Source organism: Stenotrophomonas indicatrix, from assembly GCF_002750975.1.
GTDB lineage: Bacteria > Pseudomonadota > Gammaproteobacteria > Xanthomonadales > Xanthomonadaceae > Stenotrophomonas > Stenotrophomonas indicatrix.
This window is the reverse complement of sequence record NZ_PEJS01000001.1, coordinates 1,074,428-1,099,436: the sequence shown is the minus strand read 5'-3', so window position 1 is coordinate 1,099,436 and position 25,009 is coordinate 1,074,428. Positions and strand designations below refer to the sequence as shown.

The window sequence follows — 25,009 nt, the reverse complement described above, 5'->3', positions numbered from 1 at the left end:
GCCAGGCGGATCGACATGGCACCGACCCTACCCCGCTTTCCGGCACGGCGCAACCGTTGCGTTGGCAACCACTCCGCAGCGCGCATAATGGCCCGCCGTGAAACGTGCAATGGAAATGCAACACCGCAACGGACGCAACGCGGCTCTGGCCGCCCTGATCTGCCTGGGCCTGGCCGCCTGCCAGACCCTGCCCCCACCCTCGCTCCTTCCGCCGGCTCAGCAGCAGAGCCTGGAACAACGCGGAACCGACGGCAGCTTCGAGGGAGCCTTTGATACCGCGGAAACCTTCGAGCGCTTCAACGATCCGCGCGCCATCGCCTATTACGAGCGTGCCGCAGCGGTCACCCCCTGGACCTTCCACAACACCAAGGCGGAAAAAGCACTGGGCCGGATCTGGATCTCCGGCACGCTGCGGTATGCCGACAGCCCCCACATCAATCCTGCGCCGGTGCTGCGCGCGTCCTGGCGGCGTGGCGAACGCGCCTATCTGGCGGCGGCCTATCACGGCAATCCCTATGCGTTCTACGAACTCGCCAAGGCCTATCGCCAGCGTGGCGACGCGCAACAGGCGCTGCGCTGGGACCTGCGCGGAATGATCTACCAGCGCTATCCGAGTTCATCGTCGCGACTGCCGGATGCGGTGGCCGCGCAGGGCGACAGCGTGCATCCGCTGGTTGCGCAGATCCAGCGTCGCGCCGAGCGCGGCGATGCCGAAGCGCAGGTGGACCTGGGCGCGCTGCTGGAGAAGGGCGTGGGACTGCCGCGCGATCCGGCGCGTGCGCTTCAGCTGTACCAGCGCGCCGGCGAGAAGGGCAATGTGTTCGGCCAGTACTTCGCCGGGCTGCTGCTGGGCCGCAGTGCGCCGGGCGTGGACAAGAACCCTGACGCTGCTGCCGCCTGGTTTGCCAAGGCGGAAGCACAGCAGTTCTACATGGCGGCGCCGAGCTACTGGAAAAAAGCGGTCGAACCGCCGTTCTTCAGTTTTTCGGAGTAACGCGCGCCGCTGCGCTCGCCGGGCATGGCCCGGCGCTACCCACGATCATCCGCACGCTCACCCCGGTGGCGCCGGGCCATGCCCGGCGACGCAGATCACACCAGCAACCGCTCCACCAGTCGCTGGTACAGCCCCGGCAGTGCTTCCAGCTCGTCCACGCGCACGTTCTCATCCACCTGGTGGATGCTGGCGTTGACCGGGCCGACTTCGATGCATTGCGCGCCCAGGGGTGCGATGAAGCGCGCATCGGAGGTGCCACCACCGGTGCTCTCTTCCGGTGCGCGACCGGTGTGCTCGGCCAGCACCGCGCGCGCCGCTGCACGCAACGTACCTTCCGGGGTGTAGAACGGCTCGCCACTGCGGTGCCACTTCAGCGTGTACTGCAGGCCATGGCGGTCCAGCAGCGCGGTGATGTCCGCTTCCAGCTTCGCTGCATCCCAGTGCGGGTTGTAGCGGATGTTGAAATCCACCTCCAGCTCACCGGGAATCACGTTGTTGGCACCGGTGCCGGCATGGATGTTGGAGATCTGCAGGCTGGTCGACGGGAAGCTCTCATAGCCCTCGTCCCAGCGCCGTGCGCTCAGTTCGGCCAGCATGGGCGCGGCAAGATGAATCGGATTGCGCGCCTTGTCCGGGTAGGCCACGTGGCCCTGCACGCCCTGCACGCGCAGCTTGGCCGACAGGCTGCCGCGACGTCCCACGCGCAGCAGGTCACCCAGCGTGGCGGTGGAGGACGGCTCGCCGGTGATGCACCAGTCGATGCGCTGGCCACGCTCGGCGAACAGCCGCGCGACATGGCGCACACCATCGATCGCATCGCCTTCCTCATCGCTGGTCAGCAGCACCGCCAGCGTACCGGTGTGCTGCGGATGGGCCGCAACGAACTGTTCGGCAGCGATCACGAACGCGGCCACGCTGCCTTTCATGTCGGCGGTGCCGCGACCGTACAGCACGCCATCGCGGATCTGTGGCGCGAACGGATCGCTCTGCCACGCCTCGCGCGGGCCCGGCGGCACCACGTCGGTATGGCCCAGCAGGACCAGCACCGGCGCGCCGCTGCCGTGCGTGGCCCACAGGTTGTCGACCTCGCCCAGCCGCAGGTGCTCACAGGTGAAACCGGCCGCCTGCAGACGCTGGCCGATCAGTTCCTGGCAACCGGCATCGTCCGGGGTCACCGACGGCCGTGCAATCAGATCGCAGGCCAGGTCGAGGACGGCGCTCACGCGCCGCCCACGCCGAAGCGCGCCTTGAAACCGTTGTCGCTGAAACCCTGGCTGACCTTGCCGTCGGCAGTCACCACCAGCGGCCGCTTGATCAACTGCGGGTACTCGCGCAGCAGCAGCTTCCATTCCGCCTCCGAATCGGCGGCCTTGCGGTTGTCCGGCAGCTGCCGCCAGGTGGTGGAGGACCGGTTGACCATCGCCGCCAGGCCACCCAGCTGGGCGGCCCATTCCAGCAGCGTTTCCGGGCTGGGTTTGTTGTCGCGGTAGTCAACGAAGGTGTACGGCACGCCGAAGCGGTCCAGCCACTTGGTCGCCTTCTTGCAGGTATCGCAGTTCTTCAGACCGTAGACGGTGGTGCTCATGCGTGCGGCCCCGTCAGTCGGCCAGGCCGCGCAGCAGGTCGTTGACGCTGGTCTTGCTGCGAGTGCGGGCATCGACCTGCTTGACGATCACCGCGCAGTACAGCGAGTGGGTACCGTCCTTGCTCGGCAGCGAGCCGGACACCACCACGCTGTACGGCGGAATGTAGCCGTAGCTGATTTCGCCGGTGGCGCGGTTGTAGATGCGGGTGCTCTGGCTGAGGAACACGCCCATGCCGATCACGCTGTGATGGCCGACGACCACGCCTTCCACCACTTCCGAACGCGCGCCGATGAAGCAATGGTCTTCGATGATGGTCGGGCTGGCCTGCAGCGGCTCGAGCACGCCACCGATGCCGGCACCACCGGACAGGTGGCAGTGCTGGCCGATCTGCGCGCAGGAACCGACGGTGGCCCAGGTGTCGACCATGGTGCCTTCGCCGACGTAGGCACCGATGTTGGTGAAGCTCGGCATCAGCACCACGTCCTTGCCGAAATACGTGCCGCGACGGGCGATCGCACCCGGCACCACGCGCACGCCGCCACGGCGGAACTTCGCCTCGTCATAGCCGGCAAAGCGCGATTCGACCTTGTCCCAGAACGGTGCCGGGCGCGCATCGACCACGGCCATGTCGTTGACGCGGAAATACAGCAGCACCGCCTTCTTCAGCCATTCGTTGACCTTCCAGCCACCATGGCCATCGGGTTCGGCGACGCGGAACTCGCCGCTTTCCAGGCCATCGATCACGCGGTTGACCAGCGGCCGGGTCGAGCCTTCCAGTTCGTGCAGGGTCAGCGTGGCGCGGCGCTCGAAGGCGCTTTCGATGCCGAACTTCAGTTCTTCCACGCCCGGCCCGGCCGGCTTGCGCAGCGACTTGCGTGCGATGTTCTCGGCGCGCGCAGCTTCGGCGGTCTTGGCCGGGACCTTCTTTGCCGGCGCCTTCTTCGCTGCAGCCTGTTTCGGCACGGCGGCCTTCTTCACCGCTGCGGTCTGGCCCGCCTTCGGCTGTTGTGCCGCTTTCTTCGCAGCCGGGGCAGCGGCAGTAGTCTTTCTGGCCGCAGCGCTCTTGGCAGTCGCGGCAGTCTTCTTTGCAGGCTTGGTGGCCATCAGGCGGGGTCTCCGGCGTTTCGATCAGGGTCCAGGCAGGCCAGCATTGCGTCATGCAGCTGCTGCCGGGCGGATTCAGTCAGGGGGAGGTCGTGTTCGTCACTGATCACGAAGGTGTCTTCGGCGCGTTCGCCGAATGTGGCAATGCGCGCGTCCTGCACGCGCAGTCCCTGGTTGCGCAGCACGAACGCCACGTCGGCCAGCAGGCCGGGGCGGTCGGGCGCGACCAGGGCAAAGCGGGTCGCGCCGGGTTCATCGCGGAACTCGATGCGTGGGGCGAAACGGAAGTGGCGCAGCTGGCGTGGCACCACCCGGCGCGAGGGACGCAGCCGCGCAAGGTCGCCACTGAGCGCCTCGCGCAGTGCAGCTTCCAGGTTGGCGCTGCTGCCATCGGCAAACGTATCGGCCGGGCTGACTTCAAAATTATCGAAAATCGTCTCGGACGGACCATCCAGCACGCGTGCGCGGTGGATGCCGTAACCCTTGCGGTCCAGGGTCATCACGATCGCGGCAAACAGGCCATCACGGTCCGGCGAGTGCACGAACACTTCCAGCGCCGGGTCGTCAACGCTGATCCGGCGTACCTTCACCAGCGTCTGGCCCTGCTTGATCGGCACCAGTGCGGCCGCCTGCCAGGCCAACTGTTCCGGGCGCAGGCGGATGAAACCTTCGTCAGGCATCACCGCGAACTGGCGGTCGATGGTGGCATCGTCGTAGCCCTGCTCGCGCACCAGCGCACGCACGCTGTCGCGCGCTTCGGCCACGCGCTCGGCGGCCGGCACCGGATGCTCCAGGCCCTCGCGCAGCGCGCGGCGGGTAGCGAAATACAGATCGGCCAGCAGCCGGTCCTTCCACGCGTTCCACAACTTCGGGCTGGTGCCGGCGATGTCGGCGCAGGTCAGCAGATAGAGGTAATCCAGGCGGTCGCGGCTGCCGACCAGGGTCGCGAAGCGATGGATCACGTCCGCATCGGCGATGTCCTGCTTCTGCGCGGTCACCGACATCCGCAGGTGCTGTTCGACCAGCCAGGCCACCAGTTCGGTATCCGAACCACTCAGCCCCTGCGCGTGGCAGAACGCCCGTGCATCGACCGCGCCCAGTTCGGAATGATCGCCGCCGCGCCCCTTGGCGATGTCGTGGAACAGGCCGGCCAGCAGCAGCAGTTCGGGCTTGCGCAGGCGCGGCCAGACTTCGTGGGCGATGGAGAAACGTTCATCGGCGCGACTGCTGGCAAAGAGCCCCATGTTGCGCAGGACCATCAGCGTGTGCTGGTCGACGGTGTAGACATGGAACAGGTCGAACTGCATGCGCCCGCTGACCTGGGCGAATGCGGGAATCCACTGCCCGAGCACGCCCAGCCGCGCCATGCGCGAAAGCGTGTCGACCGGGCGCTGGCCACGCAGCAGGGCCATGAACTGTTCGCGCGCATCAGGGTCTGCCTGGTCATAGGCAGGCAGCAACGGCAGCGATTCGGCCAGCGCGCGCGCAGTCAACGAATGCAGGCCACGGATCTGCGGATTGTTCGCCCAGCTGGCGAACAGCGCGAAGACCTGGCCGATGTCAGCATTCGGCCAGTCGGCATCGTTGGCCGCCAGGTAGCCACGGCGCAGCGCGAACCCCACGGTCAGCGGCTCAGGCTGTGCCTCGCCATCGAACTGTTCCTCGAAACGCTGCAGCAGACGATCACTGATCCGCCGCACCACCGAAGCGGCGCGGTAGAAGCCCTGCATCATCTTCTCGACGCCCAGGCTCTCGGCGTCGTCTTCAAAGCCCAGGCGCGCGGCCAGGGTCTTCTGGTAATCGAAGCGCAGGCGCTCTTCCGGGCGTCGCGCCACCAGGTGCAGGCCGAAGCGCAGTCGCGCCAGCACCGCACGTTCGCGCTTCAGCGCCGCGGCCTCGTCAGCGCCCAAGTGGCCCAGGCCGACCAGCGCTTCCAGATCGCGCACGCCAAACGCACGCAGCGCCATCCAGCCCAGCGTGTTGAGATCGCGCAGGCCGCCGGGGCCATCCTTCAGGTCCGGCTCCAGGTTGTCGGCGGTGTCGCCGAAACGCTGGTGGCGGTTGCGCAGTTCCTCCAGCTTGGCCAGGAAGAACGCACGCGGCGGCCACAGTTCGCGGTCATCCACTGCCGCACGCAGCGCACGCCGCGCCGCCTCATCGGCCATCAGCGGGCGCGCTTCGATCAACGCCGTCAGCACGGTCTGGTCGGCCGCAGCCTCGCTGCACTGCCCGCCCGAACGCACCGCGTGGCTGACCGCCAGGCCGCAATCCCACAGCAGCGCGAACAGGCGCGCGAGCGCTTCCTCATGGGCCAGCTGCGCCTGCGGATCGCCGAACACCAGCAGGTCGATGTCCGAGCGCGGGAACAGTTCACCGCGCCCATAGCCACCGACCGCAAACAGCGACAGGCCACTGTCGGCCGGCAGGCAGCGCTGCCACGCATGGCGGATCAGGTGATCGGCCGCGCGCGCGCGCAAGGCCAGCAGGCGCTCGATGTTGTCGCCCTGGTCGAAGCGGCGGTACAGGCGCGTATCGGCCTGCTGCAGCGCGTCGCGCGCGGCAGCAGCCCAGTCCGGGTCGTTGAGCGACGCGGCCGGCGTGTCCAGCAGCGAACTCGCCGGCAGCATCGTCAGGAGACCTGCGATTCGCCCGGCGACAGGGTCAGCACGTCCACGCCGGTCTCGGTGACCGCGATCATGTGCTCCCACTGTGCCGACAGCTTGCGGTCCTTGGTCACCACGGTCCAGCCATCGGGCAGCACCTTGTTGTAGCGGGTGCCCTCGTTGATCATCGGCTCGATGGTGAAGGTCATGCCCGGCTGCAGCACCAGGCCCTGGCCCGGACGGCCGTAATGCACCACCTGCGGCTCATCGTGGTAGACCTTGCCGATGCCGTGGCCGCAGTACTCGCGCACCACGCTGAAACGCTCGCCTTCGGCGTAGCTCTGGATCGCATGGCCGACGTCGCCCAGGGTTGCGCCCGGGCGCACCGCGCGGATGCCGCGCCACATCGCTTCATAGGTGGCGTCGACCAAGCGCTTGGCCATCACCGACGGGGTGCCGACGAAGTACATGCGGCTGGTGTCGCCATGCCAGCCGTCCTTGATGACGGTGACGTCGATATTGATGATGTCGCCATCCTTGAGGACCTTCCCTTCGCTGGGAATGCCGTGGCAGATGACATTGTTGACCGAGGTGCACACGGTCTTGGGGAAGCCGCGGTAGCCGACGTTGGCCGGAATGGCGCCCTGCACGTTCACGATGTGGTCGTGGCAGATGCGGTCCAGTTCCTCGGTCGTGACACCGGGCTTGACGTGGGGGGTGACGATGTCGAGCACTTCGCTGGCCAGGCGGCCGGCGATGCGCATCATCTCGATTTCCTGCGGGGTTTTGATATTCACGCTCATGGCTCCCATTATCGCCGATCCGGCCGCAATCTGAACGAACGCCACCCAACTGGCGATCCGGGGCATGCACGGATCCGGCAAGGAAGGTGAAAGCGTGATGGGCCACACCCTTTCGATCGCCTGTTTCTCACGGAATACAGACACTTGCGGTGCCTACGCTGGCCCCACTGTCGTCAAATCGGCGCCGAACGTGCCGACTTCGCGCTGTTCAACGGACCTTCGGGTCAGGGAGGTTGTCCATGCGATCCACCGTTCGTTCCCCCTGGGCTTGGGCCCTGGCCCTGCTGGTGGCTGGCCCGGCCGCCGCCGCCGACACCACTACGTTCAACGTCACCCTGGTGGTCACCAAGGCCTGCACCATCACTGCGGCCGCCGCCACCAACGTCGATTTCGGTACCGCCGCCTCCACCACCGCCACCCCGACCCTGGGCCAGGGCACCGTAACCGCACAGTGTTCGGCGCTGACCCCGTACACCATCTCGCTCAACGCCGGTGCCAATGCCGGTACGGCCAATGACGTCACCACGCGGCGGATGAAGAACACCAACGCGGCAGTGACGGCCAACAACTACGTGGGCTACCAGCTCTACCAGGATGCCGCGCATACCCTGGTGTGGGGCGCCACCACGGGCACCAACACCCAGGCCGGTATCGGCACCGGCCTGGCGGTGCCCTACATCGTCTACGGCCAGATCCTCAACCTGAGCACGGCCAACGCTGCGACCGGCAACTACCTGGATACCGTTACCGCCACGATCACCTATTGATGGAGCACGCCCGCATGGCCGGATCCCGCCCGTGGCGCGCCACCGGCGTGGCGCTGCTCGTTCTCAGCCTGCTTCTTTGGGTCTCCGCGGCCTCGGCGACCAGCCTGCAGGTCGCGCCCACCAGCCTGCAGCTGGAGGCACGCCAGCGCGCCGGCGAACTGTGGTTGACCAACAGCGGCACCTCGCCGGTGAAGCTGCAGGTCCGGGTATTCCGTTGGGTGCAGCAGGACGGCAACGAACAGCTGCTGCCCACCGAAGATCTGCTGGCCACGCCACCGATGCAGGAGTTGGCCGCCGGCCAGCAGCAGCTGGTACGGGTCATGCGCGCCGTGGCCGACGCACCGGCTGCGCAGCAGTACTACCGGTTGATCGTCGACGAGGTGCCCGATCTGGCCACGCGCACCGAAGGCATGCAGTTCGTGCTGCGCTATTCCATCCCGGTATTCGTGCAACCCGGCGCTGGCAGCCAGCTGGCACCGCAGCTGCACGCCCGCCTGGTGCGGCTGGACGACGGTCGCAACGGCGTGGAAGTAGGCAATACCGGCAACAGCTATGCGCAGATCGCCGACCTCGCCCTGGGCAGCCCGGAGCGGCCGCGCATCGTCCATCCCGGCCTGTTGGGCTATGTACTGCCCGGCCAGGTCATGCGCTGGCCGCTGGAGCGCACGGCGATCGACCGCGACAACGACCAGATCACGGCCAAGCTCAATGGCGAGTCGGAACAGACGTCGCTGCCGCCACCACCGGCTCGCTGAGGCGCTGATGAGCGCAGCGCTCGGTGCGGCCCTGTCCCCGGCGGCTCATGCAGCCGATGTCTCCGGGGTCTCCGCCGATGCCCTGCTGCCGCCACCAACCCCACTCACGGCCAACCAGACGCTGTACCTGGACGTGACCCTCAACAGCACGCCGCGCGGCCTGCTGCCCTTCACCGACAACCGTGGCCGCCTGCAGGCCAGCCCCGAGATCCTGCGCCAGCTTGGCTTCAACGCCAGCGGCGCTGCCCCGGTATACCTCGACCAGATCAGCGGTGCGGTGGTGCGCTATGACGCGCACCTGCAGACCCTCGCGCTGGACGTACCACTGGACCAGTTGACCCTGCCCACGACCGTGCTCAGCCGCCCGCAGGTCCGCGCTTCCCGCGGCAGCGCCTCGCCCGGCGTCCTGCTCAATTACGACCTGTACGGCAGCCGTGTCGACAGCCTCGGCAACCTTACCCTGAGCTCTGAACTGCGAGTGTTCGGCATCGGTACCGGCACCTTCGAGAACACCGCCGTCAGCCGTCGCTACCAGACCGGCGACCGCCACTGGCGCAGCGAAAGCGTACGCCTCGATACGCGCTGGACGCTGGACTTCCCGGACAAGGCGCTGACTTTGGAGGTGGGCGATTTCTACAGCGGGTTTGTCGACTGGAGCCGGCCGGTACGCCTGGGCGGCATCCAGATCGGTCGCAATTACGGGCTGCAGCCGTATCGCGTTCTTACCCCGACTCCGGCCTTCCTCGGCCAGGCGGTGGTGCCATCCACGGTTGAGCTGTATGTCGATGGCCTGCGCCAGTACAGCGGCCAGGTACCGGTCGGGCCGTTCCAGCTGGCGGCGCAACCGGGCATCAGCGGCACCGGCAGCGCGCAGGTGGTGGTTACCGATGCCTTCGGCCGCATGCAGACCCTGGATTTCAGCTTCTACGGCACCCAGCAGCTGCTGGCCAAGGGCCTGTCGGACTGGTCGCTCGGCGTCGGCCAGCTGCGCGAGCAGTTCGGCGAACGCTCCTTCGCCTACGACGACCGTACCGTGGCAAGCGCCAGCTGGCGCGGCGGCGTCAGCGACACATTCACCGGCGAAGCACATGCCGAGGGCGGCGGCGGCCTGGCCCAGGCCGGCGTGGGTGGCTGGTGGCTGCTGGGCGGCGCCGGCGTGCTCAATGCCGCCTATGCCCACAGCCGCTACCAGGGCCTGCAGGGTGGACAGTGGGCGCTGGGGTACAGCTGGAACAACCGGCGCTTCAATTTCAACCTGCGCAGCGTGCGCAGCCACGGCGACTACCGCGACCTGGGCGCGCTGCAGGCCAACCTGCCGCCTAGCATCAGCGAGCAGGCCACGGTCGGCCTGGACCTGTTGCGCCTGGGCACCCTCAGCGCCAGTTACCTTCGCCTGCGCTACCCCGATGGCGATGACAACCGTTATGCCAGCCTGTTCTGGTCACGCAGCTGGAGCCCGCGCTGGTCGGCCTACCTGTCGGTCAACCAGAACCTGGACGACAGTGATGACCGCAGCGTCTACCTGTCGCTGACCGCAAGCCTGGGCAACAACCGCCAGGCCAGCCTGTCCAGCCAGCGCAATGGCGACCGCCAGAGCTGGGTCGCCGATGTCACCCAGCCGGTCCCGGGCGACGGCAGCGCAGGCGGTATCGGTTGGCGCGCGCAGGTCCGCCACGGCGACGGCGGCAGCGGCGGCCTGGCCGAAGTCGGCATCCTCAACGATGTCGGCCGCTACGCCTTCGGTGCCTCCCGCCAGGCGGGCCTCAACTACGCCTATGGCAGCGCCAGCGGCAGCCTGGTGTGGATGGCCGGGCACACCTTCGCCGCCCGCGAAGTCGCCGATGCCTTCGCCGTGGTCAGCACGAATGGCGTTGGCGGTGTGCCGGTGCGGCTTGAGAACCGCCTGATCGGTGCCACCGACGAGCGTGGCCTGCTGCTGATCAGCCCGCTGCTGTCCTGGCAGCGCAACCGCGTCTCCATCGACACCCTGGACCTGCCGGCGGACATGCGCGCTGATCGCATCGAGGACTGGGTGACACCCCGCCAGCGCGCCGGCACCGGCCTGACCTTCAACCTGCGTTCGCGCGTGTCATTGCGGCTGATCCTGCAGGACATGCGGGGGCAACCGCTGGAGGTGGGCAGCGAAGTGCAGCTGCCCGATGGCCGCCAGGCCACCGTCGGCTACGACGGCCTGCTGTACCTGGAGGACGTTGCACCCGGCAGCGTGCTGTACATCACCAGCAGCGGTGGCCAGTGCCGGGTCCGCGTGCCGGCACCGCAGGTGGTCGCCGTCGGGGCCAGCGCGCGCCCGGCCCCGCTGCAATGCGTGCCGGAGGTGGCGCCATGAGGAGGATGCTGCTCGGCCTGCTGCTTCTGGCCGGCCTGATCGCCAGTGCACCGACACGCGCGGCCGCGACCTGCACCGCCACCGCCGACGCGCTGCTGCCCTTCGGCAACGTCAGCAGCGGTGCGGCAGGCGCCACCACCGGCACCTTGAACATCACCGTGAACTGCTCCACCGCCGCACTCAGCCTGATCGCCACCACCGGCATCCGCGTCTGCATCGGCCTGGGTAATGGCACCGGCGGCACCAGTACTTCGCCGTGGCGGACAATGGTCAACGGCAGCAGTGATCCGCTCAATTTCCAGATCTACAACGTCGCCAACTACAGCGAAGTCACCGGCCTGGCACCGCGCGGCACACCTCCCGCACAGGAGCTGACGATGACCTACAACGTGCCGCTGATCGGCGGCTCCGGCAGCCGTAGCACGCAGTTGTTCGCTCAGATCCCGGCCAACCAGGTGCTGGCCTCCGGCAACTACAGCAGCACCTTCACCGGGGCCAACGTGGTGCTCACCTGGGCCTGGAACGAGGTGCTGCTGGGCACCGCCACCGTACCGGCCACCTGCAATGGCGGCGCTACCGGCACCAACACCGCCAGCAATGCCTTCACCTTCAATGCCACTGCCACCGTGCTGCCGCAATGCGGCAGCTACCTCACCACCACAATGAATTTCGGCAACGTCACCGGCGGCATTCCCGCCAACATCGACCAGACCGCCACCCTCACCCTGACCTGCCTCAAGCGCACCGCCTACCAGGTCGGCCTGAACAACGGTCAGAACAACCCGGCCCTTACCACCACCCGGCGCATGCGCACCACCATCGGCGGCAACAGCTATTACCTGACCTACGAGCTGTACCGGGACGCTGCGCGCAGCCAGCGCTGGGGCAATACGCTCACCGTGGACACCTTCAGCGGCGTCGGCACTGGCAGCGCGCAGACACTGAACATATTCGGGCGTGTGCCTCCCGTTGCCGGACAGCCTCCGGCGGGCACCTACAACGACCTGGTGCAGGTGACGATCACCTACTGAGGGGAGCCCGCTCTACAGAATCCCCCCTGTCGGCCGATACCGCGCATCAAGTCGACAACACGGTGGATCGCAGGTGGTTCGGGCAGTACTGATCGGAGTGATGGCCATCGCCAGCACGACAGCGTGGGCCGAGCCGGCGCCCGTCCCAATGCAGATCCGCCTGACCGTGGTTGAAGGCTGCGTCGGCACGGAGGGCGGCCCACGTTGCCCGGTGCCACAGCAGCACAGCGACGGCGGTCACCTGCCGCCCCAGGTCCGTGAACTGGCCCCGCCAGCACAGGACGAACAGGGGCATTCGCTGCCCGAACCGCCCACCACTTACTACTGATGCGCCGGCTACTGCTTCTGCTGGCCGCGGTGCTGCCCATTGCCGCGCAGGCGCAGGCGCTGGAACTGGTGCCGACCACCCTGCACCTGCCGGCTGCGCAGGGGCGGACCGAGCTGTGGCTGCACAATCCTGGCCCCGGGCATTGGCGCGGCCAGGTGCAGATCTGGGCGTGGGACCAGCAACAGGATGCCGAACACCTGCAACGCAGCGGGCAGGTGCTGGCCAGTCCGACCTTGCTGGACCTGCCGGCCGGCGCCCGCCAGCGCGTGTGGTTGCTGCCGGCGTCGTCCGCGCCTGTGGCCGCTGAACAGGCATTCCGTATCATCCTGGCACCGGCAGAACCGGCCATGCCGCGCTATTCACTGCCCCTGTTCCGCAGCGAACCGGTCGGCCCAGCGTCCCCCTGCCTGCAGCCAGAGCTGGTGGTCAACGGGTCGCAATTCATGCTGAGACTGTTGAACAATGGCACCCGGCACGCGCGCTTGAGCGACCTTGCCTATGAGACGGCTGGCGGCCAGCGCAGCCTGCTGCTGCCCGACCTTGCCGGCTACGTGCTGGCGGCGCGCCAGCGCCAGTGGCAGTTGCCGCCGCGCGCCGATGGCTATGCAGGCGGCAGGTTCCATGCCCGCCTGCAGGACGGCACAGAGGTGATCCTGGCGGCGCGGGCACCCGCAATTGCAGCGAGCCAGCCAAGCGGGCTATAATTGCCCGGATGTCCTGCCGCCCCGTGCGCGGGACACCGTCCACACCGGACGTCACCGGTGAATCCACACCTGCTGCCCCCATCCGTGCCGGGGTGCTCCGCAAGGAGTTCGGCCACGGAGGCAACAGGGAAGCCCAACCCCGGAACCTTCAGCGCTTCCACGCGTCCCGCATACCTATCCCGCGGGCGGAATCGCCGGTTCCCCATCAGGAGTTCTGCAATGCCCCAGGTCACCATGCGTCAGATGCTGGAAGCCGGCGTCCACTTCGGCCACCAGACCCGCTACTGGAACCCGAAAATGGCTCCGTACATCTTCGGCGCCCGCGGCAAGATCCACATCATCAACCTGGAAAAGACCGTCCCGCTGTTCAACGACGCGATGAACTTCATCTCGTCGGTTGCCCAGAAGCGCGGCACCATCCTGTTCCTGGGCACCAAGCGCAGCGCGCGTGAGTCGATCCGCGAAGAAGCCGAGCGTTGCGGCATGCCGTTCATGAACCAGCGCTGGCTGGGCGGCACCCTGACCAACTTCCGTACCGTCAAGCAGTCGGTTGCCCGCCTGAAGGAACTGGAAGCCGGTGAATCCGACGGCACCTTCGAGAAGCTGGTCAAGCACGAAGTGCTGGGCCTGCGTCGCGAGCGCGACAAGCTGGAAGCCTCGCTGGGCGGCATCAAGGACATGAACCGTCTGCCGGACGCGATCTTCGTCATCGACATCGGCCACGAAGACATCGCCATCAAGGAAGCCAAGAAGCTCGGCATCCCGGTGATCGCCGTCGTCGATACCAACTACAACCCGGAGCTGGTGGATTACGCGATCCCGGGCAACGACGACGCCATCCGTGCCGTGCAGCTGTACGCACGCGCCGCTGCTGACGCCGTGCTGGAAGGCAAGGCTGCTGCACCGCACGCTGCCACCGTCCGTGAAGAAGAGTTCGCCGACGCTCCGGCCGAAGAAGGCAAGCCGGCTCGCCGCGCTCCGGCCAAGAAGGCTGCTGCCGACAAGGGCGAAGCCCAGGCCTGATCCAGGCCCCGGTGGGCGCCACGCGCCCACCTTTCCTGTCCGCTGCCGATGGCGCGACGACAGGAAACTGTCACACGGGCCGGCCACCATGCCGGCCCAACCCCTTTCTTTCGTGAGGTAATCCCGTGGAAATCACTGCTTCCCTGGTCAAGGAACTGCGCGAGCGCACTGGCGCCGGCATGATGGAATGCAAGAAGGCGCTCACCGAGGCCGGCGGCAACATCGACGCCGCTGCTGAAGCGCTGCGCAAGTCCGGCGCTGCCAAGGCCGACAAGAAGGCTGACCGCGTGGCCGCCGAAGGTCGTCTGGGCCTGGCCCAGGACGGCGGCAAGGCCGTGCTGGTCGAGATCAACTCGGAAACCGACTTCGTCGCCAACGACATCAACTTCAAGAACTTCGTCGATTCCGTCGCTGCCGCTGCACTGGCATCGGGCGCCGCCGACGTGGAAGCCCTGAAGTCGGCCACCCTGCCGACCGGCCAGACCGTCGAAGAAACCCGCGCGACCGCCGTGCAGACCCTGGGTGAGAACATCCAGATCCGTCGCCTGGTCAAGCTGGACACCACCGGCAACGTCGGTTCCTACGTCCACACCAACGGCAAGGTCGGCGTGCTGGTCGACCTGATCGGCGGCGACGCCGAACTGGCTCGCGGCCTGGCCATGCACGTGGCCGCGCTGAAGCCGCCGCACAACAAGGCTGCCGATGTGCCGGCCGAGTTCGTGGAAAAGGAAAAGGAAATCGAACTGGCCAAGATGTCCGAGAAGGACAAGTCCAAGCCGGCCGACATCCTGGAAAAGATCATCAGCGGCAAGATCAACAAGATCGTCAGCGAAGTGACCCTGTACGGCCAGAGCTACGTCCTGGACGGCGACAAGACCGTCGAGCAGGTGGTCAAGGCCGCCGGCGCCGACGTGGCTGGCTTCCAGCTGCTGGTCGTTGGCGAAGGCATCGAGAAGGTGGTGGAAGACTACGCCGCCGAAGTTGCCAAGGCGATGCAGGTCTGATTCCAGCCTCACGGCTGTAATGAAACCAGAAGGAGCCGCGGGAAACCGCGGCTCTTTTTTTATGCCGGTGGGCCTGTGGGTGCCCTTCACCTGTGGGTGGCCGAATCTGTGGGTGCGCACCGTTGGTGCGCACACCGACACCTTTGCGTTGCACGCGAATCAAGCCGATACTCGGCACAGGGAACCTGCAGTCACATAACAGGAACGAAATTCGCAGACTGTGATGCATTCCTAGGTATTCTTGTCCTAATGGAATTGAACGACCCGACATGCCTCCCGAGCTGACAGCTGCACTGGCGCTTTGCCGCAACCTCCCCTCGCCGCCCGGTATTGCCCTGCGCATCATCGAACTGGCCCAGGACCCGGAGGCGGACATCGCTACCGCTGCGGACATCATCGCCATCGACATGGCGCTGAGTGCGCGCATGCTGCGTATCGCCAATTCACCGCTGTATGCCAGCCGGCGCCGGATCGAGAACCTCGGCCAGGCGCTGACCATGCTCGGGCTCAACGCTACGATCAGCCTCGCCCTGGGCTTCACTGTCACCCAGGGCCTGACCGGCAAAGGCGGCGCCGACCACGACCTGCGCCAACGCGCCTGGAAGCGCAGCATCCTCAGCGCGCTGGCGGCCAGCCAGCTCGGCCAAGCGCGCGGCCTGCGCAGGCTGGAGGAGCTGATGCTGGCCGGACTGCTGCAGGACATGGGCGTGCTGTGCCTGGCCCAGGCCGAATCCGAACGCTACCTGCCCTTGCTGTGCGAAGCGCGCGACAACCCCGACCTGATCGCGCGCGAGCGCCAGGAACTCGGCTGCAGCCACGCCGACGTCGGTGCATGGGTGGCCGAGGAGTGGGGCCTGCCGCGCTACCTGGTGGACAGCATCCGCCACAGCGAAGACGAAGGCACCGCCGAAAATCCGTTCCAGGCCTGCGTACAGCTGTCTGGCGCGGTCGCCGACATCTGGCTGGATGAAGACGCCGATGGCGCACGCGAACGCGCCCTGCAGCAGGTCCACGACCGCCTGCAGATGGACAGCGCCCGCTTCGACCAGGTGCTGGCGCGGATCAGCGAAGCGCTGCCGGACATCGCCAGCCTGTTCGAGAACGGCCTGAACTCGCCGGCACGCGTGCGTGAACTGATCGACCACGCCCAGGAACTGGCCACCCTGCGCAACCTGCGCGAACTGCAGGATGCCGACCAGGCCCGCCGCCGCGCCGATGAATTCGAGGCCCGCGCCAAGCGCCTGGCCGACCAGGCCCATCGCGACGCGTTGACCGGCGTCCTCAACCGCCGCCAGCTCGAAGCCGTGCTGGAACAGGAATTCCTGCGCGCCGGCCGCCATGGCTGGCCGTTGTCGGTGGCCTTCATCGACCTGGACGATTTCAAGAAGATCAACGATGCGCACGGCCACCTGACCGGCGACGAGGTGCTGCGCGCCTTTGCCGGCAAGCTGCAGGGACAGCTGCGCAACAGCGACACCGTGGCCCGCTTCGGCGGCGAGGAGTTCGTCGCGCTGCTGCCCAATACCAGTGAATCGGTGGCCCTGGACGTGATCCGCCGGGTACTGGCGAACATCGTCGCCACCCCGATGGCGGAACTGGAAGGTGGCCCGCTGTTCATCACCTTCTCGGCCGGCGTGGCCACCCAGGGCGGCTACGAGCGCTTTGCCGGCGTGCAGGACCTGCTGCGCGCCGCCGATGACGTGCTCTACCGCTCCAAGAACCTGGGTCGCAACCGGGTCATCGCACGCTCTCCCGGCGAACTGGGGCATGATGAACTGTCTGCCACCGCTGGCGCCGAGCTGGGCTGAATGGTGCGCCCCGGATGCACGGGGCACACCGGTATTTTGCGCCGCAGTGCACAAAACGCTTTGGCCGCGCGCCGCTTGCGCGTAGAATCGCCCGCGATTTCCACGCACCCGAGGTCCCTATGTCCAAGCTCGCCTATCGCCGCATCCTGTTGAAACTTTCCGGGGAGGCGCTGATGGGAGATGAGGACTACGGCATCGACCCCAAGATCATCAACCGCCTGGCCCGTGAAGTCGTCGAGGCCCAGCAGGCCGGCGCCGAAGTCGCCCTGGTCATCGGTGGTGGCAACATCTTCCGCGGTGCAGGCCTGGCCGCTGGCGGCATGGACCGCGTCACCGGCGACCAGATGGGTATGCTGGCCACGGTCATCAACGCGCTGGCCATGCAGGATGCGCTGGAAAAAGTGGGCGCAAAGGCCCGCGTGATGAGCGCGATCAAGATCAACGACGTGTGCGAGGACTACATCCGCCGCCGCGCCATCCGCCACCTGGAAAAGGGCCGCCTGGTGATCTTCGCCGCAGGCGTCGGCAGCCCGTTCTTCACCACCGACTCGGGCGCCGCCCTGCGCGCGATCGAGATCGGCGCCGACCTGCTGCTGAAGGCAACCAAGGTCGATGGCGTGTACGACAAGGATCCGAACAAGTACAGCGACGCTGTCCGCTTCGACAGCCTGAGCTACGACGAAGTGATCCGCCGTGGCCTGGAAGTGATGGATACCGCCGCCTTCGCCCTGGCCCGCGACAGCGACCTGCCGATGCGCGTGTTCGACATGGGCCAGCCGGGCGAGCTGCTGAAGATCCTGCACGGCGAGAACATCGGCACCCTCGTCCAGGGCCGCGATCCGGCCTGAGGCTGAGCGCAAGGCGATCTCCGGGCCGATTCAGGCCCGGCGGCGTCCCGTATTCGCCTATAATCGCCCGATTCCAGTTACATCCAGGACCCTGGCGATGCTCAACGACATCAAGAACAACGCGCAGACGCGCATGGCCAAGAGCATCGACGCTCTTAAGCACACCCTCACTTCGATCCGCACCGGCCGCGCAACGCCGGCCCTGCTGGACCGTGTCACGGTCAATGCTTACGGCAACGCCAGCACGCCGCTGAACCAGGTAGCGTCCGTCTCCAACGCCGACGCCCACTCCCTGCTGGTCACGCCCTTCGACAAGAGCATGATCAAGGAGATCGAGAAGGGCCTGTACAACATCGAGCTGACCCCGAACACCATCGGCACCTCGATCCGCGTCAACCTGCCGCCGCCGACCGAAGAGCGCCGCAAGGAACTGGCCAAGCAGGTACAGAAGGAAGGCGAAGGCGCCAAGATCGCCGTGCGCAACATCCGCCAGGATGCGAACAAGGAAATCGCCAAGCTGCTGAAGGACAAGGCGATCAGCGAAGACGACAAGAAGCGCGGCGAAGACGATATCCAGAAGTTGACCGATGCCAACATCAAGGATATCGACAAGGTCGTCGCCGACAAGGAAAAGGAACTGATGTCGGTCTGAAGTCGATGCCTTCAGTCCCGCCTCCCCTGCCGGCCGCCCTCCCGCGCCACGTCGCCATCATCATGGATGGCAACGGGCGTTGGGCACAGCAGCGCCGTCGCCCCCGCGTGATCGGCCATCGAGCCGGCGCGCGCGCGGTAAACCGCACCATCGAGCGCTGCCTGGAACTGGGCATTCCGGCGCTGACCCTGTTCGCGTTCTCCAGCGAGAACTGGGGCCGGCCGCAGGAAGAAGTCGATGCGTTGATGAAGCTGTTCCTCGGCGCGCTCGACCGCGAAGTGGACGAGCTGCATCGGCGCGGCGTGCGCGTGCGCTTCATCGGCGAACGCGAGCGCTTCGGTGCTGCCCTGGTCAGCCGCATGCAGCTGGCCGAACAGCGCACCGCCGACAACAGCACACTGACCCTGTCGATCGCCGCCAGCTATGGTGGCCGTCAGGACATCGCCCGTGCCGCACGCGCACTGGCTGTTGAAGTTGCAGCCGGCCGCCTGCTTCCCGAGCAGATCGACGAATCCCTGCTGGGGCGACAGGTGGCCCTGGCCGACCTGCCGCCACCGGACCTGTTCATCCGCACCGGCGGCGATACCCGCATCAGCAATTTCCTGCTGTGGCAGCTGGCGTATACCGAGCTGTGGTTCACCGAAGCGCTGTGGCCGGATTTCGATGCCGCGCAGCTGCAGCTCGCGCTGGATGCCTACGCCAGCCGTGAGCGCCGCTTCGGCCTGACCAGCGCCCAGATCGCCGCCCTGGCCACCGAGACGTCCAGCCCATGACCAAGACCCGAGTCCTCGCCGCGCTGATCATGGCGCCGGTCGCCATTGCCGCGATCCTGTTGCTGCCCACGCAATGGCTGGCCGCCGCCGCCGCTGCCGTGCTGCTGATCGGCCTGTGGGAATGGCTGAAGCTGGCCGACGTCGAAGACACCCTCGCCCGCACCGTGCTGCTGGTCCTCAACCTGGTGCTGATGGTGCTGCTGGTGTGGGCCGATGCCGGCACCCTTGTGCTGTTCCAGATCGCGACCCTGGTGGGCGTGGCGTGGTGGCTGGGCGCGCTGGTGTGGCTGCGCTTCTTCAACTTCGGCGCGCAGCCTGGCAGTCCGGCGCGCATCCTCAAGCTGCTGGCCGGCACCCTGGCCATCGTGCCGGCGTGGGCTGCGCTGGTGCTGATCCATGCCGGCGGCGACCCGCCCGGCCATCAGGGCCACCTGTGGCTGCTGGCCGCGCTGGCACTGGTCTGGGCCGCTGATTCGGGCGCCTACTTCGCTGGCCGTCACTTCGGCAAGCACAAGCTGGCACCGCGGATCAGCCCTAACAAGACCTGGGAAGGCCTCGTCGGCGGGCTGATCGCCGGCGTTGCGGTGGCCGTCGGCCTGGGCTGGCTGGCCGGCATCGATGCCGCGCACCTGCCCGGCCTGCTGGTTACCTCGGTGGTGGCCGTATTCGCCTCGGTACTGGGCGACCTGTTCGAAAGCCTGATCAAGCGCCATGCCGGCGCCAAGGATTCAGGCCACCTGATCCCCGGCCACGGCGGCGTGCTCGACCGCGTCGACGGCGTGCTGGCGGCCATCCCGGTGTTCGCACTGGGCAAGGAAATCTTCGGGTTCTGACCATGGAAGCTGCTGCAGACCTGCGCCGGGTCGCCGTATTCGGCGCCACCGGCTCGATTGGTGCCTCCACGCTTGACGTGATCGCCCGCCATCCGCTGCGGTACCAGGCCACCGTGCTTGCCGCCGGCCGCCAGGTACAGGCGCTGCTGGCCCTGTGCCGGCAGCACCGGCCCGCGCATGCGGTGATCGCCGATGAAACCCTGTATGCCGAACTGCGCGACGGCCTGCGCGAAGCCGGCCTGGCCACCCAGGCCCACGCCGGCCATGCCGCGCTGGACCAGCTGGCGGCCAGCGACGCCTGCGACACCGTGGTTGCCGCGATCGTCGGCGCCGCCGGCCTGTCCTCGACCCTGGCCGCCGCTGCGGCCGGCAAGCGCATCCTGCTGGCCAACAAGGAATCGCTGGTACTGGCCGGCGAACTGCTGACCCGTACCGCCGAACGTGCCGGCGCCGAGATCATCCCGATCGACAGCGAGCACAGCGCGATCTTCCAGTGCCTGCGCTCACGTGATGCCAGCCTCGACGGTGCCGGCGTGCGCCGCATCCTGCTGACCGCCTCGGGTGGCCCATTCCGCGGGCGCAGCCGCGCCGAACTGCAGCAGGTCACCCCGGCCCAGGCCGTGGCGCATCCGAAGTGGTCGATGGGGCCGAAGATCTCGGTCGATTCGGCGACGTTGATGAACAAAGGCCTGGAGGTCATCGAGGCCCACCACCTGTTCGGCGTCCCCGGCGAACGCATCGAGGTGCTGGTGCATCCGCAGAGCCTGGTGCATTCGCTGGTGGAGTTCGTTGACGGCTCCACGCTGGCGCAGATGGGCCTGCCGGACATGCGCACCACCCTGGCCGTAGGCCTGGGCTGGCCGCAACGGATCGAATCGGGCGTGTCCGGGCTGGACCTGCTCGCCCAGGGCCGGCTGGATTTCGAGGCTCCCGATACCGACGCCTTCCCCTGCCTGGCCTTGGCGTGGCAAGCGATGCGCGCCGGTGGCACCGCTCCGGCGGTGCTGAACGCCGCCAACGAAGAGGCTGTTTCAGCGTTTCTTCAGGGCCGCATAGGCTTCCTGACCATTCCGACGCTGGTTGCTAACGCTCTTTCAACACTGCCGACCGAACCAGCCGATACACTTGAGGTTCTGTTGTCCGCCGACCAGCGGGCCCGCCAGCTGACCCTGAACGCCATCGCCGCCACCTGAACAGCGCACCCATCCCGTATGACGCCGCCGCCCGTGTCCGCCAATGTGAACCTGCATGACTGACTTCATCGGATCGGTCTGGTGGATGATCGTCAGCCTTGGGCTGCTGGTCACCTTCCACGAATTCGGGCATTACTGGGTCGGGCGCCTGTGCGGGGTCAAGGTGCTGCGCTTCTCGGTGGGCTTCGGCCGTCCGCTGTGGTCGCGCCGCGACCGCCATGGCACCGAGTTCGCCATTGCCGCCATCCCGCTGGGCGGCTATGTGAAATTCCTCGACGAACGCGAAGTCGAGGTCCATCCGCACGAGCGCGGCCAGGCCTTCAACCACAAGACCGTGTGGCAGCGCATCGCCATCGTCGCGGCCGGCCCGATCGCCAACCTGCTGCTGTGCATCCTGCTGCTGTGGGCGATGTTCGTGATCGGCAAGCAGGACTATTCGGCAACCGTCGGCCGCGCTACCGGCATGGCCGCCACGGCCGGGCTCGGCAGTGGTGACCGCCTGCTGCGCGTGGACGGCCGCGATGTGATCACCCTGGGTGAGGCCAGCATGGCCCTGACCGCCGCGGCGATGGACCGTCGCGATGTGACCCTGGAGGTGCTCGACCCAGCAGACCAGCTGCGCTCGCGCACCCTGCCGCTGTCGCAGCTGCCGGCTGGTTTCGATGAACGCCGGGTTCCGATCCTGGCCGGGGTGTACTGGCGTGCGTGGCTGCAGCCACCGCTGGTGGACAACATCGTGAAGGGTTCGGCTGCAGAGGGTCACCTGCAGGCCGGCGATCTGATCGTGGCGATCGACGGCCAGCGCATCGACAGCGTCGAGCAGGCCATCAGCGAAGTGGGCAGCCTCGGCCGCCGGGGTGGCCCGGCGATGATCGAGGTGCTGCGTGGTGGCGAGCGCCTGGCGCTGGAGATCACCCCGCGTCAGGGCAAGGACGGCAAGGGCCAGCCCATCTGGCAGATCGGCGCCGGCTTTGCCCAGAGCTACAGCCCCGCCTACGACACCCTGCTCAAGTTCGGCCCGCTGCAGTCGGTCACGGTCGCGGTGCGCGAAACCGGCAGGATGGCCGCCGATTCATTGGCCATGATGGGCCGGATCGTGACCGGCAAAGCCTCGCTGCAGAACGTTTCCGGCCCGGTCACCATTGCCCGGGTCGCCAATATTTCGGCCAAACGTGGCGTGGATTGGTTCATCCAGTTCCTCGCCCTGCTGTCGCTGAGCCTGTGCATCATCAACCTGCTGCCGATCCCCATCTTGGACGGCGGCCACCTGCTGTATTACCTTATCGAGTTGGTCAAGGGCAGCCCGCTGAGCGAGCGTGCCGTCGCCGCCGGCCAATACATCGGCCTGGCGTTGCTGGCCGGGCTGATGGGATTGGCGTTCTACAACGACATCCTCGGCCTGGTCCCGCGATGAACTTTTCCATGTTTTTGCCGTCTACAGCGTCGGCATCCCTTACCAATGAAATCGACCTTCCTACCGGACGTGACATGACGCGACTCCCCAATCGCCGCCTGCTGGCCCTCGCCCTCGCCGCCGTCACCGGCGCTCCCGCCCTGGCCCAGGCAGCCGAGCCCTTCACTGTCAGCGACATCCGCGTCGACGGCCTGCAGCGCATCAGCTCCGGTACGGTGTTCACCTACCTGCCGGTCGAGCGTGGCGAGACGGTCACCGACAGCAAGGTCGGCGAGACCATCCGCGCCCTGTACAAGACCGGCTTCTTCGAAGACGTGCAGCTGGATCGCCAGGGCAGCATCCTGGTGGTGACCGTCAAGGAACGTCCGGCGATCAACAAGCTGACCGTCACCGGCAACAAGGACATCAAGTCCGACCAGCTGCTCAAGGGTCTGTCCGACATCGGCCTGACCGAAGGCGGCACCTTCGATCGCCTGAGCCTGGATCGCGTGACCCAGGAACTTCGCCGCCAGTACAACGATCGTGGCAAATACACCGTCGACATCACCCCGACCGTGAGCCCGCTGGACCGTAATCGCGTCGACATCGCCATCGCGATCAAGGAAGGCAAGGCGGCCAAGATCCGCCACGTCAACATCGTCGGCACCGAGAAGTACGACAGCAAGGACATCCTGGAATACTGGGAGTCCAAGGAGCACAACTGGGCGTCGTGGTACCGCCGTGACGACCAGTACTCCAAGGAAAAGCTGTCCGGCGACCTGGAGAAGCTCAACTCCTGGTACCTGGACCGCGGCTATGTCGACTTCAGCATCGACTCGACGCAGGTGTCGATCAGCCCCGACAAGCGCGACATGTTCATCACCGCCGGCGTGACCGAAGGTGACCAGTACAAGATCTCCGAGATCAAGGTCAGCGGCGATACGATCCTGCCGCAGGAAGACGTCGAGCGCATGGTCGTGCAGAAATCCGGCGACACGTTCTCGCGTGCGCTGCTGGAATTCAGCTCCGACTCGATCACCAACTCGCTGTCCAACATCGGTTATGCCTTCGCCAAGGTGAACCCGATTCCGACCACCAACCGCGCCGAGCAGACCGTGGCGGTCAACATGCAGGTCGTGCCGGGCCCGCGCGTGACCGTCCGCCGCATCATCTTCAAGGGCAATACCCGCACCTCCGACGAGGTGATGCGCCGCGAAATGCGCCAGTTCGAGAACAGCTGGTACTCGCAGGCCGCGATCGACCGTTCCAAGATCCGCCTGCAGCGCCTGGGTTACTTCGAGGCGGTGGAAGTGGAAACCCCGCCCGTCAGCGGCAGCAACGACCAGGTCGACGTCGTCTACAACGTCAAGGAAACCACCTCGGGCAGCTTCGTGTTCGGCCTGGGCTATTCGCAGTCCTACGGCATGACCACCTCGGTGCAGCTGTCGCAGAACAACTTCCTGGGCGGCGGCAACCGCGTGTCGGTCGAAGCTTCGCGTAGCAGCTACCTGCAGCGCTACGGCTTCAGCTACACCAACCCGTACTTCACCGATGACGGCGTCTCGCTGGGTTACAACCTGTCCTGGCGCGAACTGGACTACTCCGACTTCAACACCGCGCAGTACAACAGCACCAACGGTTCGGCGCAGGTGGTATTCGGCGTGCCGATTACCGAGACCGACACCGTCTCGCTGATGTTCGGCATCGACAGCAACCAGATCACCACGTACGCGGGCTCGACCCCGAAGTCGATCATCGATTACATCGATGCCGTCGGCAGCCGCACCTTCCATGCGTGGCGCACCGAGCTGGGTTGGGCCCGCGACTCGCGCAACGACTACTTCATGCCGACCCGCGGTACCTACCAGCGCGTGGGCCTGGAAACCACCCTGCCGGGTTCGACCATCGAGTACTACAAGCTGAACTACCAGATCAGCAAGTACTGGCCGATCATCCCCTCGCTGGTGATCAACACCCGCGCCGAAATCGGCTACGGCGATGCCTACGGCAACGACAAGACCCGCGTGATCGACAACGGCGACGGCACCACCCGCACCGTCACCGCGTCGGGCCTGCCGTTCTACGAGAACTTCTACGCCGGTGGTACCAACTCGGTTCGTGGCTTCGAGGACAACACCCTCGGCCCGCGCGAAGTCACCAACGGCTACCCGAACGGCCAGCCGCTGGGTGGTTCGCTGAAGACCGTCGGTTCGGTCGAAGCCTACTTCCCGCGCCTGTTCGACAGCCCGTCGGCCCGTGTGTCGGCCTTCGTCGACTTCGGCAACGTCTACAACGGCACCGACAACTTCAAGGCCAACGAGCTGCGCGTCTCCACTGGTGTAGCCCTGCTGTGGCGCGCCCCGGTCGGCCCGATCTCGATCAGCTATGCGTTCCCGCTGAAGAAGAAGGACGGCGACGAGATCGAACGTCTGCAATTTACGTTTGGTGGCCAGTTCTAAC

Annotated in this window: 22 protein-coding genes; 17 read left to right on the top strand and 5 right to left on the bottom strand. The window is 66.7% G+C overall.

Annotation, left to right across the window (positions count from 1 at the left end; all coding sequences use genetic code 11):
- The first annotated feature begins 115 nt into the window (after positions 1 to 115).
- The gene (locus CR918_RS05095; protein ID WP_099842196.1) at positions 116 to 994 is read left to right on the top strand and encodes a tetratricopeptide repeat protein; all 879 of its coding nucleotides are present in this window, start codon (positions 116 to 118) and stop codon (positions 992 to 994) included.
- A gap of 95 nt (positions 995 to 1,089) precedes the next feature.
- Here CR918_RS05095 and dapE read toward each other — a convergent pair whose 3' ends face one another.
- Genes dapE through map form a run of 5 tightly spaced genes read right to left on the bottom strand, consistent with a single transcriptional unit; the run spans position 1,090 to position 7,156 of the window.
- A complete protein-coding gene (gene dapE / locus CR918_RS05090; RefSeq protein WP_099783398.1) occupies positions 1,090 to 2,217 on the bottom strand; it encodes a succinyl-diaminopimelate desuccinylase in 1,128 nt (375 codons plus the stop codon).
- Positions 2,214 to 2,579 (bottom strand): arsenate reductase, encoded by a 366-nt coding sequence (locus CR918_RS05085; protein ID WP_025877641.1) that lies wholly within the window; start codon positions 2,577 to 2,579, stop codon positions 2,214 to 2,216. Before CR918_RS05085 ends, dapE begins: the two co-directional genes overlap by 4 nt.
- A gap of 13 nt (positions 2,580 to 2,592) precedes the next feature.
- On the bottom strand, positions 2,593 to 3,684 hold the full coding sequence (gene dapD, locus CR918_RS05080) for a 2,3,4,5-tetrahydropyridine-2,6-dicarboxylate N-succinyltransferase (RefSeq protein WP_025877642.1): 1,092 nt from the start codon (positions 3,682 to 3,684) through the stop codon (positions 2,593 to 2,595).
- Positions 3,684 to 6,293 (bottom strand): [protein-PII] uridylyltransferase, encoded by a 2,610-nt coding sequence (locus tag CR918_RS05075; protein ID WP_456301995.1) that lies wholly within the window; start codon positions 6,291 to 6,293, stop codon positions 3,684 to 3,686. Before CR918_RS05075 ends, dapD begins: the two co-directional genes overlap by 1 nt.
- Before the next feature lie 20 nt (positions 6,294 to 6,313).
- Positions 6,314 to 7,156 (bottom strand): type I methionyl aminopeptidase, encoded by an 843-nt coding sequence (gene map, locus CR918_RS05070; RefSeq protein WP_080277585.1) that lies wholly within the window; start codon positions 7,154 to 7,156, stop codon positions 6,314 to 6,316.
- 173 nt (positions 7,157 to 7,329) lie between these two features.
- On the opposite strand from map, the gene CR918_RS05065 reads away from it, so the two are divergent.
- The 16 genes from CR918_RS05065 (at position 7,330) to bamA (ending at position 25,008) form a co-directional block, all read left to right on the top strand.
- Positions 7,330 to 7,857, top strand: coding sequence for a Csu type fimbrial protein (locus tag CR918_RS05065; protein WP_025877648.1), 528 nt, complete (start codon positions 7,330 to 7,332; stop codon positions 7,855 to 7,857).
- A complete protein-coding gene (locus CR918_RS05060) occupies positions 7,857 to 8,612 on the top strand; it encodes a fimbrial biogenesis chaperone (protein WP_099842195.1) in 756 nt (251 codons plus the stop codon). Before CR918_RS05065 ends, CR918_RS05060 begins: the two co-directional genes overlap by 1 nt.
- Before the next feature lie 7 nt (positions 8,613 to 8,619).
- On the top strand, positions 8,620 to 10,959 hold the full coding sequence (locus tag CR918_RS05055) for a fimbria/pilus outer membrane usher protein (protein ID WP_099842194.1): 2,340 nt from the start codon (positions 8,620 to 8,622) through the stop codon (positions 10,957 to 10,959).
- Positions 10,956 to 11,990, top strand: coding sequence for a Csu type fimbrial protein (locus tag CR918_RS05050; RefSeq protein ID WP_099842193.1), 1,035 nt, complete (start codon positions 10,956 to 10,958; stop codon positions 11,988 to 11,990). The genes CR918_RS05055 and CR918_RS05050 overlap by 4 nt, the downstream gene beginning before the upstream one ends.
- Before the next feature lie 148 nt (positions 11,991 to 12,138).
- Positions 12,139 to 12,318 (top strand): hypothetical protein, encoded by a 180-nt coding sequence (locus CR918_RS05045; RefSeq protein WP_223482177.1) that lies wholly within the window; start codon positions 12,139 to 12,141, stop codon positions 12,316 to 12,318.
- Positions 12,318 to 13,022: a fimbrial biogenesis chaperone gene (locus tag CR918_RS05040; RefSeq protein WP_099842191.1), complete on the top strand. Its 705-nt coding sequence runs from the start codon at positions 12,318 to 12,320 to the stop codon at positions 13,020 to 13,022. Before CR918_RS05045 ends, CR918_RS05040 begins: the two co-directional genes overlap by 1 nt.
- Positions 13,023 to 13,241: 219 nt before the next feature.
- Positions 13,242 to 14,045: a 30S ribosomal protein S2 gene (gene rpsB, locus CR918_RS05035; protein ID WP_025877657.1), complete on the top strand. Its 804-nt coding sequence runs from the start codon at positions 13,242 to 13,244 to the stop codon at positions 14,043 to 14,045.
- A 125-nt stretch (positions 14,046 to 14,170) separates the two neighbouring features.
- The gene (tsf, locus tag CR918_RS05030; protein ID WP_032975792.1) at positions 14,171 to 15,049 is read left to right on the top strand and encodes a translation elongation factor Ts; all 879 of its coding nucleotides are present in this window, start codon (positions 14,171 to 14,173) and stop codon (positions 15,047 to 15,049) included.
- A gap of 269 nt (positions 15,050 to 15,318) precedes the next feature.
- Positions 15,319 to 16,857 carry a sensor domain-containing diguanylate cyclase gene (locus tag CR918_RS05025; protein ID WP_099842190.1) on the top strand — a complete coding sequence of 513 codons (1,539 nt, stop codon included), beginning with the start codon at positions 15,319 to 15,321 and terminating at the stop codon, positions 16,855 to 16,857.
- A gap of 119 nt (positions 16,858 to 16,976) precedes the next feature.
- The gene (gene pyrH / locus CR918_RS05020) at positions 16,977 to 17,705 is read left to right on the top strand and encodes a UMP kinase (RefSeq protein ID WP_025877663.1); all 729 of its coding nucleotides are present in this window, start codon (positions 16,977 to 16,979) and stop codon (positions 17,703 to 17,705) included.
- 97 nt (positions 17,706 to 17,802) lie between these two features.
- Entirely contained in the window at positions 17,803 to 18,357 is a 555-nt protein-coding gene (frr, locus tag CR918_RS05015; RefSeq protein ID WP_025877664.1) for a ribosome recycling factor, read from the top strand.
- A gap of 5 nt (positions 18,358 to 18,362) precedes the next feature.
- A complete protein-coding gene (uppS, locus tag CR918_RS05010) occupies positions 18,363 to 19,130 on the top strand; it encodes a polyprenyl diphosphate synthase (protein ID WP_032975790.1) in 768 nt (255 codons plus the stop codon).
- The gene (locus tag CR918_RS05005; protein WP_025877667.1) at positions 19,127 to 19,963 is read left to right on the top strand and encodes a phosphatidate cytidylyltransferase; all 837 of its coding nucleotides are present in this window, start codon (positions 19,127 to 19,129) and stop codon (positions 19,961 to 19,963) included. Before uppS ends, CR918_RS05005 begins: the two co-directional genes overlap by 4 nt.
- A gap of 2 nt (positions 19,964 to 19,965) precedes the next feature.
- Positions 19,966 to 21,156: a 1-deoxy-D-xylulose-5-phosphate reductoisomerase gene (locus CR918_RS05000; RefSeq protein WP_099783381.1), complete on the top strand. Its 1,191-nt coding sequence runs from the start codon at positions 19,966 to 19,968 to the stop codon at positions 21,154 to 21,156.
- A gap of 55 nt (positions 21,157 to 21,211) precedes the next feature.
- Entirely contained in the window at positions 21,212 to 22,570 is a 1,359-nt protein-coding gene (gene rseP / locus CR918_RS04995) for an RIP metalloprotease RseP (RefSeq protein WP_025877670.1), read from the top strand.
- Positions 22,571 to 22,644: 74 nt separating this feature from the next.
- Positions 22,645 to 25,008 (top strand): outer membrane protein assembly factor BamA, encoded by a 2,364-nt coding sequence (gene bamA, locus CR918_RS04990; protein ID WP_032975784.1) that lies wholly within the window; start codon positions 22,645 to 22,647, stop codon positions 25,006 to 25,008.
- Position 25,009 lies beyond the last annotated feature (1 nt).